The sequence below is a fragment of the Gardnerella bretellae genome (genome assembly GCF_048545135.1).
GTDB lineage: Bacteria > Actinomycetota > Actinomycetes > Actinomycetales > Bifidobacteriaceae > Bifidobacterium > Bifidobacterium greenwoodii.
Genome location: NZ_JBKQXU010000001.1, coordinates 61937 through 75915, shown reverse-complemented (window position 1 = coordinate 75915; position 13979 = coordinate 61937). Strand labels below are relative to the sequence as shown.

General features: G+C 43.4%; 15 protein-coding genes. 4 read left to right on the top strand and 11 right to left on the bottom strand.

The genetic code is table 11. From position 1 onward, the window contains the following. Positions 1–26 precede the first annotated feature (26 nt). The 10 genes from ACJV7B_RS00305 to asnB form a co-directional block, all read right to left on the bottom strand. Complete coding sequence (locus ACJV7B_RS00305) at positions 27–1130, bottom strand: prephenate dehydrogenase (RefSeq protein ID WP_375168995.1); 1104 nt, start codon at positions 1128–1130, stop codon at positions 27–29. Next, positions 1124–2122 carry a prephenate dehydratase domain-containing protein gene (locus ACJV7B_RS00300; protein ID WP_375168996.1) on the bottom strand — a complete coding sequence of 333 codons (999 nt, stop codon included), beginning with the start codon at positions 2120–2122 and terminating at the stop codon, positions 1124–1126. Before ACJV7B_RS00300 ends, ACJV7B_RS00305 begins: the two co-directional genes overlap by 7 nt. 81 nt (positions 2123–2203) lie before the next feature. Continuing rightward, positions 2204–2611, bottom strand: coding sequence for an alcohol dehydrogenase (locus ACJV7B_RS00295; protein WP_116793882.1), 408 nt, complete (start codon positions 2609–2611; stop codon positions 2204–2206). Between the two features lie 45 nt (positions 2612–2656). Then, positions 2657–4582, bottom strand: coding sequence for a translational GTPase TypA (typA, locus tag ACJV7B_RS00290; protein WP_375168997.1), 1926 nt, complete (start codon positions 4580–4582; stop codon positions 2657–2659). Between the two features lie 208 nt (positions 4583–4790). After that, positions 4791–5630, bottom strand: coding sequence for a ParA family protein (locus tag ACJV7B_RS00285; RefSeq protein ID WP_004134586.1), 840 nt, complete (start codon positions 5628–5630; stop codon positions 4791–4793). 48 nt (positions 5631–5678) lie between these two features. Next, positions 5679–6638, bottom strand: coding sequence for a site-specific tyrosine recombinase (locus tag ACJV7B_RS00280; protein ID WP_375168998.1), 960 nt, complete (start codon positions 6636–6638; stop codon positions 5679–5681). A 96-nt stretch (positions 6639–6734) separates the two neighbouring features. Beyond that, complete coding sequence (gene rplT / locus ACJV7B_RS00275) at positions 6735–7118, bottom strand: 50S ribosomal protein L20 (protein ID WP_004105106.1); 384 nt, start codon at positions 7116–7118, stop codon at positions 6735–6737. A gap of 68 nt (positions 7119–7186) precedes the next feature. Beyond that, the gene (rpmI, locus tag ACJV7B_RS00270; RefSeq protein WP_004128670.1) at positions 7187–7381 is read right to left on the bottom strand and encodes a 50S ribosomal protein L35; all 195 of its coding nucleotides are present in this window, start codon (positions 7379–7381) and stop codon (positions 7187–7189) included. Beyond that, positions 7362–8099 (bottom strand): translation initiation factor IF-3, encoded by a 738-nt coding sequence (gene infC, locus ACJV7B_RS00265; RefSeq protein WP_205727541.1) that lies wholly within the window; start codon positions 8097–8099, stop codon positions 7362–7364. The genes rpmI and infC overlap by 20 nt, the downstream gene beginning before the upstream one ends. A gap of 227 nt (positions 8100–8326) precedes the next feature. Continuing rightward, entirely contained in the window at positions 8327–10213 is a 1887-nt protein-coding gene (gene asnB / locus ACJV7B_RS00260) for an asparagine synthase (glutamine-hydrolyzing) (RefSeq protein ID WP_116793878.1), read from the bottom strand. 245 nt (positions 10214–10458) lie between these two features. Between asnB and ACJV7B_RS00255 the strand changes: the two genes are divergently transcribed. The 4 genes from ACJV7B_RS00255 to ACJV7B_RS00240 all read left to right on the top strand — a co-directional run bounded on the left by ACJV7B_RS00255 (position 10459) and on the right by ACJV7B_RS00240 (position 13341). Then, complete coding sequence (locus tag ACJV7B_RS00255) at positions 10459–11256, top strand: thiamine diphosphokinase (protein ID WP_116793877.1); 798 nt, start codon at positions 10459–10461, stop codon at positions 11254–11256. A 171-nt stretch (positions 11257–11427) separates the two neighbouring features. Further along, positions 11428–12483: a type I glyceraldehyde-3-phosphate dehydrogenase gene (gene gap / locus ACJV7B_RS00250; RefSeq protein ID WP_004134581.1), complete on the top strand. Its 1056-nt coding sequence runs from the start codon at positions 11428–11430 to the stop codon at positions 12481–12483. A 176-nt stretch (positions 12484–12659) separates the two neighbouring features. Further along, positions 12660–13160: a Cys-tRNA(Pro) deacylase gene (gene ybaK / locus ACJV7B_RS00245; protein ID WP_116793876.1), complete on the top strand. Its 501-nt coding sequence runs from the start codon at positions 12660–12662 to the stop codon at positions 13158–13160. 106 nt (positions 13161–13266) lie between these two features. After that, positions 13267–13341, top strand: a complete 75-nt coding sequence (locus tag ACJV7B_RS00240) for a 50S ribosomal protein bL37 (RefSeq protein ID WP_369803150.1) — start codon at positions 13267–13269, stop codon at positions 13339–13341. 60 nt (positions 13342–13401) lie between these two features. Here ACJV7B_RS00240 and ACJV7B_RS00235 read toward each other — a convergent pair whose 3' ends face one another. Further along, positions 13402–13974, bottom strand: a complete 573-nt coding sequence (locus ACJV7B_RS00235; RefSeq protein WP_375168999.1) for a sigma-70 family RNA polymerase sigma factor — start codon at positions 13972–13974, stop codon at positions 13402–13404. Positions 13975–13979 lie beyond the last annotated feature (5 nt).

Below are 13979 nucleotides of genomic sequence, written 5' to 3'. Positions count from 1 at the left end.
CGCGCCACACTAAGCACAAACTCGCATTAGACGTTGCTTAGAGAATTATCTGCGCACAATAGCAGTTGCGAAGATTCGTTGGTATTAAATCCGCAGATTTCAACAATAGATTCACCTAAGCGCGCGGATTCTAGTAATTCCTGCTGCCAATTGATTCTGGAATCATACTTCCACAATCTGCTATTAGCAGCATCGCTTTGATTTGCAGCATCACTTTGTTGCGTATTCGTTTTACACGAGTTGCGCTGCTGGTATTTATATTCTCTCCACGATTGAGCTTTAGCAAAAAACTCTTGCTCATTATCGTCAGCAACTTCTACATCTTGATCCAGCATATCCGCAGCAAAAGTTAGTTCAGAAATTACAGAACGCAATAATTTCGCAGTATTATGCCGATTTTCGCTTACCATTGCGCGCGTGCGTTGAGGATCTGTAAGAGCAACGCGCGTCATATCTCGCCAAGAGCCTGCAGATAATTGCAAAGCAATAGCACGATTAGGCTGATCGCATAATACATTTGCAAGAGAAGTCGCAACAACGTGAGGCATGTGAGAAATAAGTGCCGCAGAATTATCGTGCGTTTCGTCGTCTAAAACTATTGCGCGATTCTTGCATAGCGAAACAATCATTCGTAAAACATTGCTAACTCGCCAAAATTCCGTGTTGCTATCAACGGTTAAAGCCCACAAAGCACCATTTAAAAGCTCAGCACTAGAAGCTTTCCAACCAGTAAATTCACTACCCGCCATAGGATGCGAACCAACGTAGCAATCCTGCAAACCTGCTGCAGCAACTTGCTGGCGAACTAAAGTTTTTACACTACCAACATCGCTAATAGTTGTGCGAGATTTGTCAACATAAGGTGCGATTTCCTGCAAAATACTTGGCATAGAAGCTAGAGAATTGCACAAAATCAGAACGTTTGGGCGAAGCTTAGCTAAATCTTGCACATTGTCCACGCAAGTAATTCCTAAATTTTCAGCTTCTTCGTATGGATTATGATGACGATTCCACGCATAAACGCTACATTCAGGCAATTTTGCAAGTCTTTTTGCAAGAGATCCACCAATAAGACCAAGACCTACAATACCAACAGAAAAATTTTGCGAAAATTCAGCGTTTTCTACCATAATAATTCTCTTTCTGCCTGCATTACGTTCAAATTGCGCAAAGAATCAACCGAAGGTTCAACACACACTCCGCCATTAGGCAGCATCCAATCGTTCATCACAGGATTATTGCGCTTTTCGGAAGGATACACTGCTAAAACTCGAACCCAATCTCCATGCTCAACAACCTCTTGAATCATATCTTTACACATAGAATCCCAAGGAGCAGAATCAACAGTTGCAATAAAACTGTATAAACCATCCTGCCCTTTAATTGGCCTAGACATAAAAGAAGTCATATTAAGACCATGATCGCGCACAACGTCAAGCAAATTTGCTAGCACGCCAGCGCCCGTGCAACGCGGAATAAAAGCAATAATTGATGAAAATGATGAAAAGTTTTCGCGCTGAATATTAACAAAATCTAAAACCTCATCTCGAGGAGCTAATACTAAAAACTCAGTGCGAGCGCCAGAAAAATCTTCAACACCTTCGCTCACAATCTGCCTATTGTATAAATCGGCACAAATTCTAGGGCATAAAGCAACTTCGCCAGGAACTAAATCCCTACAAGCAGCAGCGTTTGAAGACGCAGTTTTTTCTTTCAAACCGCGCTTTTGAGCAAACTTACGGCATTGTGCCAACGCGTGCGGATGAGCAACAATAGCAGAACAGTTATCAATTGAATCTGACTTGCAAATAACAGCATCAAAACTAATATCGACGCCTACGCGAGCAATGCCAACCATATTTTTTGCATCGATTAGTAAATCTAAATTAGGTATTACAACGCCTTCAATATTGTTTTCCCACGCAATAACACCCCAATTGTTATGCTTCTCAATTTCACTAGCAATGCTAAGAACATTCTCGCAAGCAGCTGGAATAAGTGGCAAATTATCAAATGATTGTAACTGCTGTTGAACTTTTAAAGCAGCTTGATGAGTAAAAGAACCTTCCGGCCCTAAATAACATAATTTACGAGCACTATTACTGTTCTTATTACTATCCATGGCTATTCCCTTAAAGACCACTGTAAAAAATACTGTCAAAACTATTGTAAAGACTACTGTAAATTCTTTACTTATTTAACACTATTCAACAACAAACCAACGCTGAGGCATACAAAGCAAAATTGCGTGAGCAATAAGAATGCCATAAAGCCAAAAATACCCAACGTATTTCACACACCAAGGCATAGGAATAGTAAAGCCTACAGGAATAAGAATTGCGTTACCAATAAAACCAAGCGCTAGAATCCATACAACAGCAGAAAAAACTACTGCGTGAATAAATAATCCCCACCATCCACTACGAGCTCTGGAACACCAAGCAGAAAGTGCGAGCAATATTACGGCAATAACAAAACCATATGGCAAATTATTCATTGCTCCAGCGCGATGCACAAAAGTTCCAATTAGTGCGCATATTGCAGAAGAAACACACGTGGTCGCATACCTACCCCATAAAGGTAAGCGATGCGACCACGGTTTTGCTGTCATAGTAAATCAGCGCCTCAATTTACAAATAGTATTTTCGAGAATACATCACGCAGCATTATTGTTTTGACGACGCTGCTTAGCACGCCACTTATACCATTCGTCACGGCTCAAAATAATCTTGCGAACACGAATTGCTTCAGGTGTAACTTCCACACACTCGTCTTCGTTAGCAAAATCAAGAGACTCTTCCAAACTCATCTTAATTGGCGGAGTCAAAGTCTCAAGCACATCAGCAGTCGAAGAACGCATGTTAGTCATGTGCTTAGCAAGCGTAATGTTTACATCCAACTCGTCTGGCTTGTTGTTAATACCAACGATTTGGCCTTCGTAAACTGGGCTTTGCGGATCCACAAAGAAGATACCACGAGCCTGCAAACGCTGCATAGCGTAAGGAGTTGCAACACCCTTGCGATCGCAAACCATGGAACCGTTCTGGCGAGTAACAATCTGACCAGCCCAAGGAGCGTAGCCTGCAGAAATAGAGCTTGCAATACCAGTTCCGCGAGTAGCAGAAAGAAGAGCCGTGCGGAAACCAATAAGACCACGAGAAGGAACAGTAAACTGCAAACGAACCCAACCAGAACCGTGGTTGCTCATAGAATCCATGCGGCCTTTACGATCAGCCATAAGCTGGGTAACAGTACCCATGTACTCTTCTGGAACGTCAATAGTTGTACTTTCCATAGGCTCGTTAATTTGACCATCAATAGTCTTAGTAACAACCTGAGGACGTCCAACCGTAAGCTCGTAGCCTTCGCGACGCATCTGCTCAGCCAACACAGCCAACGCAAGCTCGCCACGACCCTGAACTTCCCAAGCATCTGGACGCTCAGTTGGAATAACCTTAATAGAAACGTTACCAATAAGCTCGCGGTCCAAACGATCCTTAATCATACGAGCAGTAAGCTTATGATCTTTGCCTTCAGTTCCAGCAAGAGGAGAATCGTTTACGCCGAAAGTCATAGAAATTGCAGGATCGTCAACATGAATTAACGGAAGAGGCTTTGGATCGTTCTGATCAACAATCGTTTCGCCAATCATAATATCGTTGACGCCAGCAACAGCCACAATATCGCCAGGACCTGCAGAAGCTACAGGAGTACGCTCCAAGCCTTGAGTGCGAAGAAGCTCAGAAACACGGAAGTTTTCAATAGAGCCGTCGACGCGGGAAAGACCGTAAGTTTTACCCTTTTCCAAAATGCCGTTATAAATACGAACTAAGCCCAAGCGTCCAAGGAAGTCGGAGGAATCAATGTTTGCAACATGAGCTTGAAGAGGAGCGCCTTCCTCGTATTGCGGAGCTGGAATATTTGAAATAATAGAATCAAACAGTGGTTCCAAATTGTCGTTATCTGGCAAACCGCCATTTTCTGGCTGATTTTGAGAAGCATAACCGGCTTTAGCAGCGCAATAAATTACTGGCAAATCAAGCAAAGCATCGAGATCAAGATCAATACCTTCCTCAACAACATCCTGAGCCAAGCCAAGAAGCAAATCTGTAGATTCGCCAACAACTTCTTCAATACGAGCATCTGGACGATCAACCTTATTCACGCACAAAATAACCGGAAGCTTAGCTTCCAAAGCTTTACGAAGCACAAAACGAGTCTGCGGAAGTGGACCTTCAGAAGCGTCAACAAGAAGAACAACGCCGTCAACCATGGAAATACCGCGCTCAACCTCGCCACCAAAGTCAGCGTGGCCAGGGGTATCGATCACGTTAATAGTAATGCCTTCTGGGTGACCATATTTTTCAGCCAACGGACCGGTGTACTGCACAGCCGTGTTCTTAGCAAGAATAGTAATGCCCTTTTCGCGTTCCAAATCATTGGAATCCATAACGCGATCTGGAACTTCTTCACGCTCAGAGAATACGTGCGACTGTTGAAGCATGGCGTTTACCAGAGTGGTCTTACCGTGGTCGACGTGCGCCACAATTGCCACATTTCGAATATCACCGCGAACAGTCATCACAAACCTCTTCCATTCTTCGCGTTTAAGTAACTATTTACAAGCAACTATTTTAAAGCTGAAGCCAATCAAATAGCCGCAATACGTTATTGGCAAAACCAAAATCGGCAAACTGCCAAACCTCGCCGATTTTACTCGCGAGCTAAGACAGCCTTACAAAAAAGTGCGAGAAGTAAAAACAACTCGCGCAAATCAAGCAGTAAAAAACTTAAGCAACAACACCTTTAGCAATAAGCTCGCGCGCAACCTCACGATACTCTTTTGCAGTCTTGTGCTCAGGAGCAAAAATAGTAATAGGAACTGCAGCAACAGTAGAATCCGGCAATTTAATAGAGCGGGAAATCACGGAATGCAAAACTCGGTCTTGGAAAGCTTCGTAAATGCGCTGTAAGACTTCTTCGCTATGCAAAGTGCGTGTATACATAGTAACCAGAACGCCAAATACTTTAAGATTTGGATTAATTCGAGACTGCACTTTTTCAATAGATTGCATAAGAAGAGCAACACCTCGAAGTGCAAAGAACTCTGCAGCAAGCGGAATAATTACGCCATCTGCTGCTGTTAGCGCGTTTACAGTAAGCAAACCTAGAGAAGGCTGGCAGTCTACGATAATAACGTCATACTCGTCTCTAACTTTACGCAATACGCCTGCGAGAATCTGTTCACGGCCAACTTCTGTAACCAACTGAACTTCTGCAGCAGATAAATCAATATTCGCTGGCATAATATCAATATTTTCGGTTTCAGTATGGCGAATTACGTCGTGAACATCTACTGACGAATCGAATAATGCTGTATAAACCGTGTTGTCAAGCGCGTTAGCGTTAATGCCAAGACCAACAGTTGCAGCACCTTGCGGATCGAAATCAACAATTAAAACGCGACGACCATACTGGCTTAAAGCTCCAGCAATGTTAATAGAGCTGGTTGTTTTACCGACTCCACCTTTTTGATTGCACATAGCAATAATTCGCGCAGGACCGTGAGAAGTAAGCGGCTCCGGCGCATGAAAAGTCTCGTATTCGCGTCCAAGTAAATCAGTAGGCATGTTCCCCACTTTATCAACAGGTATACTCACGAAACTCTGAGAATGAAATTATCTAGCACGAGGATGACTCATTACATACGCTTCAAATAAAGCATCTGGGCTAATGTGCGTGTAAATTTGCGTAGTTGTTACAGAAGCGTGACCAAGAAGCTCTTGAACTGTGCGAACATCTGCACCTCCTGCAATAAGATGCGTGGCAAGGGAATGCCGTAGCGTATGCGGGTGCAAGGGGCGTCCAAGTTTTGCGCGGCTACCTGCATCAACCACAACAAACCATGCTGACTGGCGAGATAAAGCATTGCCACGTTTATTTAAGAAAATAGTGTGCAATTCTTTCTTGCCTTTTGAAGATAATATTGGGCGAGATTTTTCAATATACTTACGAATAGCCCTAATCGCGCAACCACCAATTGGAACTAGACGCTGCTTTGCGCCTTTGCCAGTAAGTTTTACAACGGAGTCGTCTAAATCAATATCTTCGAATTTTACACCAACTGCTTCCGAAATTCGCGCTCCTGTAGCGTACAAAAATTCTAGCAAAGCTGCATCTCTAATCGAAATAGCGTCCTCGCTACCAAAATTTCCAGCAGCTTCAATAACACGATTTACTTCATCAATGCTTAGCACATCCGGCAAGTAATCTGCCTGTTTTGGCGCTTTTACAAACGCTGAAGCGTCAGCGCTAATATCTCCATGAGCGAGCATAAAACGATGCCATTCGTGAATACTTGCAAGTCTTCTAGCAACAGTGCGAGATCCCAAACCTAATTTATGCAAAGTTCTAATATATGATTCAATATCTAACTGCGAGATAGCGGTAACATCTTTAATTTTTCGTTCACCATAAAGCCAAGATGCGTAATCTTGCAAATCTGAAGCGTATGCCGATACAGTTTTTTTAGAAAGACCACGCTCAATATCAATATGCGCAATAAAACGTTGAATATAAGATGCAAATTCTTCAGGAATATTATTTTTTCTATTGTCAGAATCAAGATTTGAGCGCATAAAAATAATTATAGCTAATAAGTAAATTTGTTGTTTTAAAAGAAAAAGCCCGCCTTAAAATAGACGGGCTTAAAATCAAACTCTATTAAAGCGAAATCAGGCTTCAACTGGAGCGTTTACGTCAGCTGGCAATGCAGCCTTAGCAGCTTCGACAACAGCCTTGAATGCTTCAATATCGGAAACAGCGAGCTCAGCAAGAGCGCGACGATCCAATTCGATGCCTGCCAAATGCAAGCCCTGAATGAAGCGATTGTAGGTAATGCCTTCAGCGCGAACTGCAGCGTTGATGCGCTGAATCCACAACTTGCGGAAATCACCCTTGCGAGCCTTGCGATCGCGGAAGTTATAAGTAAATGAGTGGAGCAGCTGTTCCTTTGCCTTGCGGTAAAGACGGGAGCGCTGACCGCGGTAGCCAGAAGCCCTCTCAAGAACAACGCGACGCTTCTTGTGAGCGTTTACTGCGCGCTTTACTCGTGCCATAAGTATTCCTCAGCTTTCTTAAAAATTTATGATTGCGTATTCGTTTACAAGCAATTCTTACTTGTTACTTACTTAACGAGCAAGCCCTTAAGCTTCTTGCTCTGCGCAGTAGCCAATACTTTATCTTCGGAAAGAGCACGACGTTTACGAGCCGACTTGTGCTCCAAGTTGTGGCGCATGGCGCTACCATCGTGCATCACCTTACCGGTACCGGTAAGACGAACGCGCTTGGACGCTGCGGAATTAGTTTTCATCTTCGGCATTGCTGCCCTCCTTGTGATGTTGATCGGATTGCATAGCATTTACTGCATCTGCAGCCTGTGCCTGCACTTCCTGCTTTGCCGCAAGACGTGCAGCCTGGCGAGCTTGACGCTCTGCACGAGATTCAGCGCCTCTACGACGCTGCTCAGACTGTGTATGAATCTTCTTGCCCTTTGGAGCGAGAGTCATAATAATATTGCGACCCTCTTGCTTCGGCGCAAACTCAACGGTGCCACTTTCAGAGACCTCATCCGCAAGTCGGCGTAACAGTTCAACGCCGCCAATTGGACGAGACTGTTCGCGGCCACGCAACATAATAGTGACCTTTACCTTATCTCCACCGTTCAAGAAACGAAGTACATGACCCTTTTTAACGTCAAAATCATGATCATCAATCTTGAGGCGGAAACGAATTTCCTTAACCTCAGCAGTGGTCTGATTACGGCGTGCTTCACGAGCCTTCATCTTTTCGTTGTACTTGTACTTACCGTAGTCAATAAGCTTGGCTACTGGAGGCTTAGCAGTAGGCGCTACCTCGACGAGATCGAGGTTAGCTTCCCTTGCAAGGTTTAACGCGACAGAGGTTGCGATAACTCCCACCTGCTCGCCTTTTGGACCAATAAGGCGCACCTGAGGGACTCGAATCTCCTCGTTAATGCGTGGTTCGTCGCTAATGATGACTCCAATCCTTCTAAATACTGGTAGAATGCAATACACCAAGAAGTCCAAGAGTTTAAGGATTCAACACTTCATATCAATAAAACGCGCAAAATTACACGCGGCAAGCAGCTTAAAACAAAGCCAACTCGCATGAGCGAAGTAATGAACCCGAAACCACAGTAGGCTTCCAGGTGGGGACATCCCACTTTCTTGATTACTCAAGCCAAATGTTTAGTATACTACATGCCTTGACAAATAACCATTGCGCAAATTGTTAATAGACTTGCTTACGCAACCTGCACAGGATCAGGCTTCAATCCGTCGTGATTAAAGTACACGTCATACCAGGTCAAGAAAGTGTAAACTGTCCAAATCTTGCGACGATCGTCAGTACGCTTAGCATAGTTGTTATCTATCATTTGAAGTAAAGCGTCACGATCGAAGAACTTTGCCGCATCGTCACTTTCAAAAGTTTTGCGCACAATCTTATAAAAACGTTCTTCGCGCAACCAATCCTTAACTGGCACTGGGAAACCGAGCTTTTCGCGGTCATACCAAGCTTTAGGCAAATGACGTGCAGCCGCTTGACGGAAAGCAAACTTCGTATTTTCATCAGTAATCAAATACTTAGTAGGAACCTGCTCTGCAACATCCATAAGCATACGGTCAAGTAAAGGCACACGAAGCTCCAAAGAGTGAGCCATTGTCATTTTATCTGCCTTAAGCAAAATATCTCCCGGCATCCACTGATGCATATCGAGATACTGCTTCTTCTTAACTTCCGAAAGACCCTTACCTAAAATTCTGTTGTAAATAGCACCAACAATATCCATAACATGCGGACCTTTACGGTATTCAGGCTTCAAAAGTTTTACAGCATCTTCCTCATTGAAAACCTTTGACTGTCCAATAAAATGCTCCTCAGCTGGAGCCAAATTAGCGTACAAATGCCATGCTCCATGGAAATGCTTTCCTTTTGCTGCTCTACCAATTGCATAACGCAACTTTTTCGGCAACTTTGCGAGCATACGCGTCACAACTTTAATAAGCTTGGAACGCGTGTGAACACCATAATCAATGTATCCTGCAAATAATTCATCTGCGCCTTCGCCGCTTAACACAACGCGCAAATCCTGAGAAGCTAGCTTCGCTAGGAAGAACAATGGGACGCAAGAGAAGTTAGAATCAGGCTCATCTAAATACCATTGAATCTGCGGGAAATAACGGAATGCGTCTTCAGCATCAATAATTTCAGATTTATTATTCAAGCCAATAATTTTCGCCAATTCTCCAGCCTGCTTGGACTCGTTATAACGTCCACCAGCAAAACCAATTGAATACGTGTGCTCTGGGCGAGCAACAGCGGCAACATAGCTAGAATCTACGCCTGAAGAAAGGAAGGAACCAACTTCAACATCTGCAATCTGATGAGCTTTAACAGAATCGCAAACAGTTTTATCAATCAAATCCACAAGCTCGTTCAAATGCTGCTTGCTTTCACGGAAATTAGGATCGTAATACTGTTCGATTTTCATCTCACCATTTTTATAAGTGAAGCAATGTCCTTCAGGAAGCTTAAACACGCCCTTAAAGAAAGTCTCACTAATTGCAGGATATTGGAAAGTCATAAAAGGCTTAAGCGCGTTCTCGTTTAGTTCCTTCTTAAAATCCGGGTGACGAAGAAGAGATTTAATTTCGGAACCATACATAAAAGTACCGTTCATTTGCGCATAATAGAAAGGCTTAATACCAAAATGGTCGCGAGCGCCGAACAATTCTTGAGTTTGCTTATTCCAAATAACAAACGCAAACATTCCGCGCAAACGTTTAAGTAAATCCTTACCCCACTGTTCATAACCGTGCACTAATACTTCTGTATCGCAATCAGTGTGGAAAATGTGACCAGCTTTAATAAGTTCTTCGCGAAGTGGCTTGTAGTTATAAATTTCACCGTTGAATGTAACTGCAAGATTTCCGTCTTCGTTATACATTGGCTGAGAACCGCCGTGAAGATCAATAATGCTTAAACGACGAAATCCCAATGCTGCATGATCATCAATCATTGTGCCATACTCGTCAGGCCCACGGTGAGCAATTACATCCGTCATATCTTTAACAATTTGTTTTTTGACGTTAATTGGGGTGTCATTAATGAACCCAGCAATTCCGCACATTTATTTCTCCTCGTAAGGTGCACAACACAAGTCATATTATTTTCCAACAAATTATTTTCCTGCTACTTATGCAGAAAATCTATAATGTCTTAGAAAATCTAGTCTGATATGCAATGTTACATCAAGCGCTTTATGTTATTGAAGAATATCAAGCAAAAACATAACAAAATACTACTCAATACAGCGTTTGTAAACTATTGTTTGGAAGCATTAAATAGATACTAATAGCGCGTTATTATGATGATATGGAACCTTTGCAACGCTGCGTAGTACTAGCAGCAGGAGATTATTACGACAATACACGTGAGCATGTGCCGGATCGCGCACTAACTATTGCTGCAGATGGTGGATGGGATCATGCATGCGAATTAGGTTTGCATGTAGATGCTCTTATTGGAGATTTTGATTCTGTTCGCCTTAAGCTTCCTACCGACGCCATTATTACACGTTTGCCATCTGAAAAGGACGATCCAGATTTACTTTCCGCATTAAAAGTTGGATGGTCTAAAGGAGCTAGAGAATTCCATATTTTTGGCGGCTTAGGTGGACGCGTTGACCATACAATTTCCAATATTCAACTTATGGTTCGCTTAGCTCGTCGCGGCGGAATTGGCTTCTTATATGGCGACGGTCAAATCGTTACCGCTATTCACGATGGTTCACTTGATTTTCCAGCATCAAACGGAAGCGAATCTCGCATAGTTTCAGTGTTTTCGCACACTCCTGTTTCAAATGATGTAAACGAGACTGGTCTAAAATATCAGCTTGAGCATGCTGTTATGCACGGCGACGCTGTTCAAGGTTTAAGCAACGAATTATTAAACAACACACCGGCTCATATTGATGTTCATGAAGGAACGCTTATTGTAACATTCCCAATTAACGCTCCTTTGCCGCAAGTTAGCTGGTTCAAGAGGCCTGTTGGAGATTTAGGTAAAATTGACACTTCTATTTCTGAAGCATTAGCTGTTCCTCTGGAAAGTGAAGCAACTCCAACTGACTCAACTACTGCAGCTGCAGAGTCTATGACTTACAACGAATAGACCTTTAACTCTTTACACATTACGTGCACTATTCTGCAACTTTTCGTACAGACCGCACACTAAAATAAACACCGTTAATTCAAATAACGATGACCACAATGCGTGAGTTTTCATCGCGAAAATAGCGCGACTTAAACGTTGCGCACGAGGTCTCACTCAAGGGAGAACCACATGACAGTCAAGATTGGTATTAACGGTTTCGGTCGCATCGGTCGTCTTGCATTCCGTCGTATTTTTGAGCTTCAAGCTCGCGGCGGTCAAGCCGGTGATATCGAAGTCGCAGCCATCAACGATCTGACCACTCCTTCTATGCTCGCCTACTTGCTTAAGTACGACAGCACCCACGGCACATTCCGCCACGATGACGGCACCCCAGTTGAGGTGACTTCTACCGAAGACGCAATCGTCGTAGACGGTAAGACTTATAAGGTATACGCCGAGAAGGACGCCAATAACATTCCATGGGTTAAGAATGATGGCGTTGAATTTGTGCTTGAATGCACCGGTTTCTATACTTCTGCAGAAAAGTCCCAGGCTCACTTGAACGCTGGCGCTAAGAAGGTTCTTATCTCCGCTCCTGCTAAGGATGAAACCACCCCAACAGTCGTATTCGGCGTAAACCATCAGATTTTGAAGGCCTCCGACAACATTGTTTCCGCTGGTTCTTGCACCACCAACTCCATGGCTGCCATGGTTAAGCTCTTGCAAGATAACTGGGGAATTAAGTCCGGCTTCATGACCACAATCCACGCTTACACCGGAACTCAGATGATTCTTGACGGCCCACGCGGCTCCAAGCCACGTAACAACCGTTCTGCAGCTTGCAACACCATTGAGCACTCCACCGGCGCTGCTAAGGCAATCGGCAAGGTTGTGCCAGAAGTTAACGGCAAGCTCCAGGGTCACGCACAGCGTATTCAGGTTCCAGATGGTTCCGTTACCGAGTTGACCACCGTTCTTGAGAAGCCAGCAACCACTGAAGAAATCAACGAAGCCTTCAAGAAGGCTTTTGAGAACTGCGAGTACTTCGGCTACAATGCCGACAGCATCGTGTCTTCCGACATTATTGGCGACACCCACGGTGGCGTTTTCGACCCAACTCAGACCGATGTGAACACCGTTGACGGCGTAACTTTGGCTCGTACCGTTACCTTCTACGATAACGAGTGCGGCTTCACCGCTAACATGATTCGCACCCTTCTTTACTTCGCTGAAATCTCCGAGTGATTTCGCTCAAGTAAAAATCAGAATAATCTGATTTTGTAAGGTTTATAAAACCCCTTGTGCTGCTTTCTAAGCTCACAAGGGGTTTATTTTTTAGATTCACATTAAGTCAAAAGTTGGTATAGCATATCATGTAACACAAAATTGCTACTAAGCCACGCAATATAAGGGGAAACGCAATGAGTAAAAAACATGCAGAAACAGGAAAAGCAACTCCTGCTATTGCTCAATTAGAAAAAGCAGGAATCAATTTTAGAATTGCTCAATATGAGCATGATGCAGATCATATGGATGACGGCTATGGGATTGAAGCTGCTGAAAAACTTGGAGTAAGTGCCGCCCAAGTTTGTAAAACACTTATGGTTGATACTGGCGAAAAGCGAGTAGTTGGAATTGTTCCAGTAAATGGACGACTAAATATGAAAGCAATTGCTGCAGCTGTTGGCGCAAAGAAAGCTAGTATGACAAGCCCAGAAGTTGCGCAACGTGAAAGCGGATACGTGGTTGGCGGAATTTCGCCGTTTGGTCAGAAAACACATCATGAAACAGTTCTTGACACTAGCGTAATGCAGTTTGATGAGATTCTTGTTTCTGGAGGAAAGCGCGGACTTGACGTGGTGCTTAATCCTCAAGACATCGTAACATTGTTAAATGCAACCGTTGCAGATATTGCAGCATAAGTTTTCTGCAACGAGATTTAGCATAAGCTAGGCGTGAGCTAGTATAACGTCTTGGCAACGTGCGATAATCCCTAAGGTTGTTAATTAATCGTTAAGGAGTACCATTATGGGTATGCGTGGCCGCAAGCGCAAGGCGCGTCGTAAAAAAGCAGCAAATCACGGCAAAAGGCCAAATGCTTAAGCTGTAATTTTTGCTTATAAATACTATAAAGCCCGCTTCTACGCGGGCTTTTTGTTTTGATTATCTGCATAAATCTGCAAGCTCGTGCTTTAACTGAGTTCTAGCACGATTAAGCCTGCTCATAACAGTACCAATTTTTATGCCTTCTTCTTTGGCAATCTGCTTATAAGATTTCCCATTGATAGCAGCCTCAACAAAAACTTTTCTGCGATCAGGAGGAAGAGTTCCTAAAGCTGCAATAATCTCCTTAGGAGCGAATCCTTCAAAATACTCTTGTTCCGCAGAAACCAGTCCACTTGGAGCATGATTAGAAGCTTCGTAAATATCCCAATCGTTATAATCGCCAGTTTTATCGTTTGCTCGCTTAGGCGCACGCTTTTCTTTTGCGTATTGATTAAAATACAAATTGCGCTCAATCCTGTTAATCCAAGCTGAAAAATTTGTGCCAGGATGAAAAGTTGAGAAAGATTTTAGCGCACGCTCAAAAGTATCTTGTACTAAATCTTGAGCATCCTGCGCATTATTGGTTAATCGCATAGCTTGAGTGTATAAAGAATCAACACATGGAGTAATAAGCTGCTCAAATTGCTCATATTTACGCTTAACAAGCGCGCACTTATTAGACTTAGTCATAACTT

Excerpts from the sequence above, each read along its gene's own strand:
- ACJV7B_RS00305 (WP_375168995.1), bottom strand. The coding sequence starts at position 1,130 with ATGGTAGAAAACGCTGAATTTTCGCAAAATTTTTCTGTTGGTATTGTA.
- ACJV7B_RS00300 (WP_375168996.1), bottom strand. The coding sequence starts at position 2,122 with ATGGATAGTAATAAGAACAGTAATAGTGCTCGTAAATTATGTTATTTA.
- ACJV7B_RS00295 (WP_116793882.1), bottom strand. The coding sequence starts at position 2,611 with ATGACAGCAAAACCGTGGTCGCATCGCTTACCTTTATGGGGTAGGTAT.
- typA (WP_375168997.1), bottom strand. The coding sequence starts at position 4,582 with ATGACTGTTCGCGGTGATATTCGAAATGTGGCAATTGTGGCGCACGTC.
- ACJV7B_RS00285 (WP_004134586.1), bottom strand. The coding sequence starts at position 5,630 with ATGCCTACTGATTTACTTGGACGCGAATACGAGACTTTTCATGCGCCG.
- ACJV7B_RS00280 (WP_375168998.1), bottom strand. The coding sequence starts at position 6,638 with ATGCGCTCAAATCTTGATTCTGACAATAGAAAAAATAATATTCCTGAA.
- rplT (WP_004105106.1), bottom strand. The coding sequence starts at position 7,118 with ATGGCACGAGTAAAGCGCGCAGTAAACGCTCACAAGAAGCGTCGCGTT.
- rpmI (WP_004128670.1), bottom strand. The coding sequence starts at position 7,381 with ATGCCGAAGATGAAAACTAATTCCGCAGCGTCCAAGCGCGTTCGTCTT.
- asnB (WP_116793878.1), bottom strand. The coding sequence starts at position 10,213 with ATGTGCGGAATTGCTGGGTTCATTAATGACACCCCAATTAACGTCAAA.
- ACJV7B_RS00255 (WP_116793877.1), top strand. The coding sequence starts at position 10,459 with ATGGAACCTTTGCAACGCTGCGTAGTACTAGCAGCAGGAGATTATTAC.
- gap (WP_004134581.1), top strand. The coding sequence starts at position 11,428 with ATGACAGTCAAGATTGGTATTAACGGTTTCGGTCGCATCGGTCGTCTT.
- ybaK (WP_116793876.1), top strand. The coding sequence starts at position 12,660 with ATGAGTAAAAAACATGCAGAAACAGGAAAAGCAACTCCTGCTATTGCT.
- ACJV7B_RS00235 (WP_375168999.1), bottom strand. The coding sequence starts at position 13,974 with ATGACTAAGTCTAATAAGTGCGCGCTTGTTAAGCGTAAATATGAGCAA.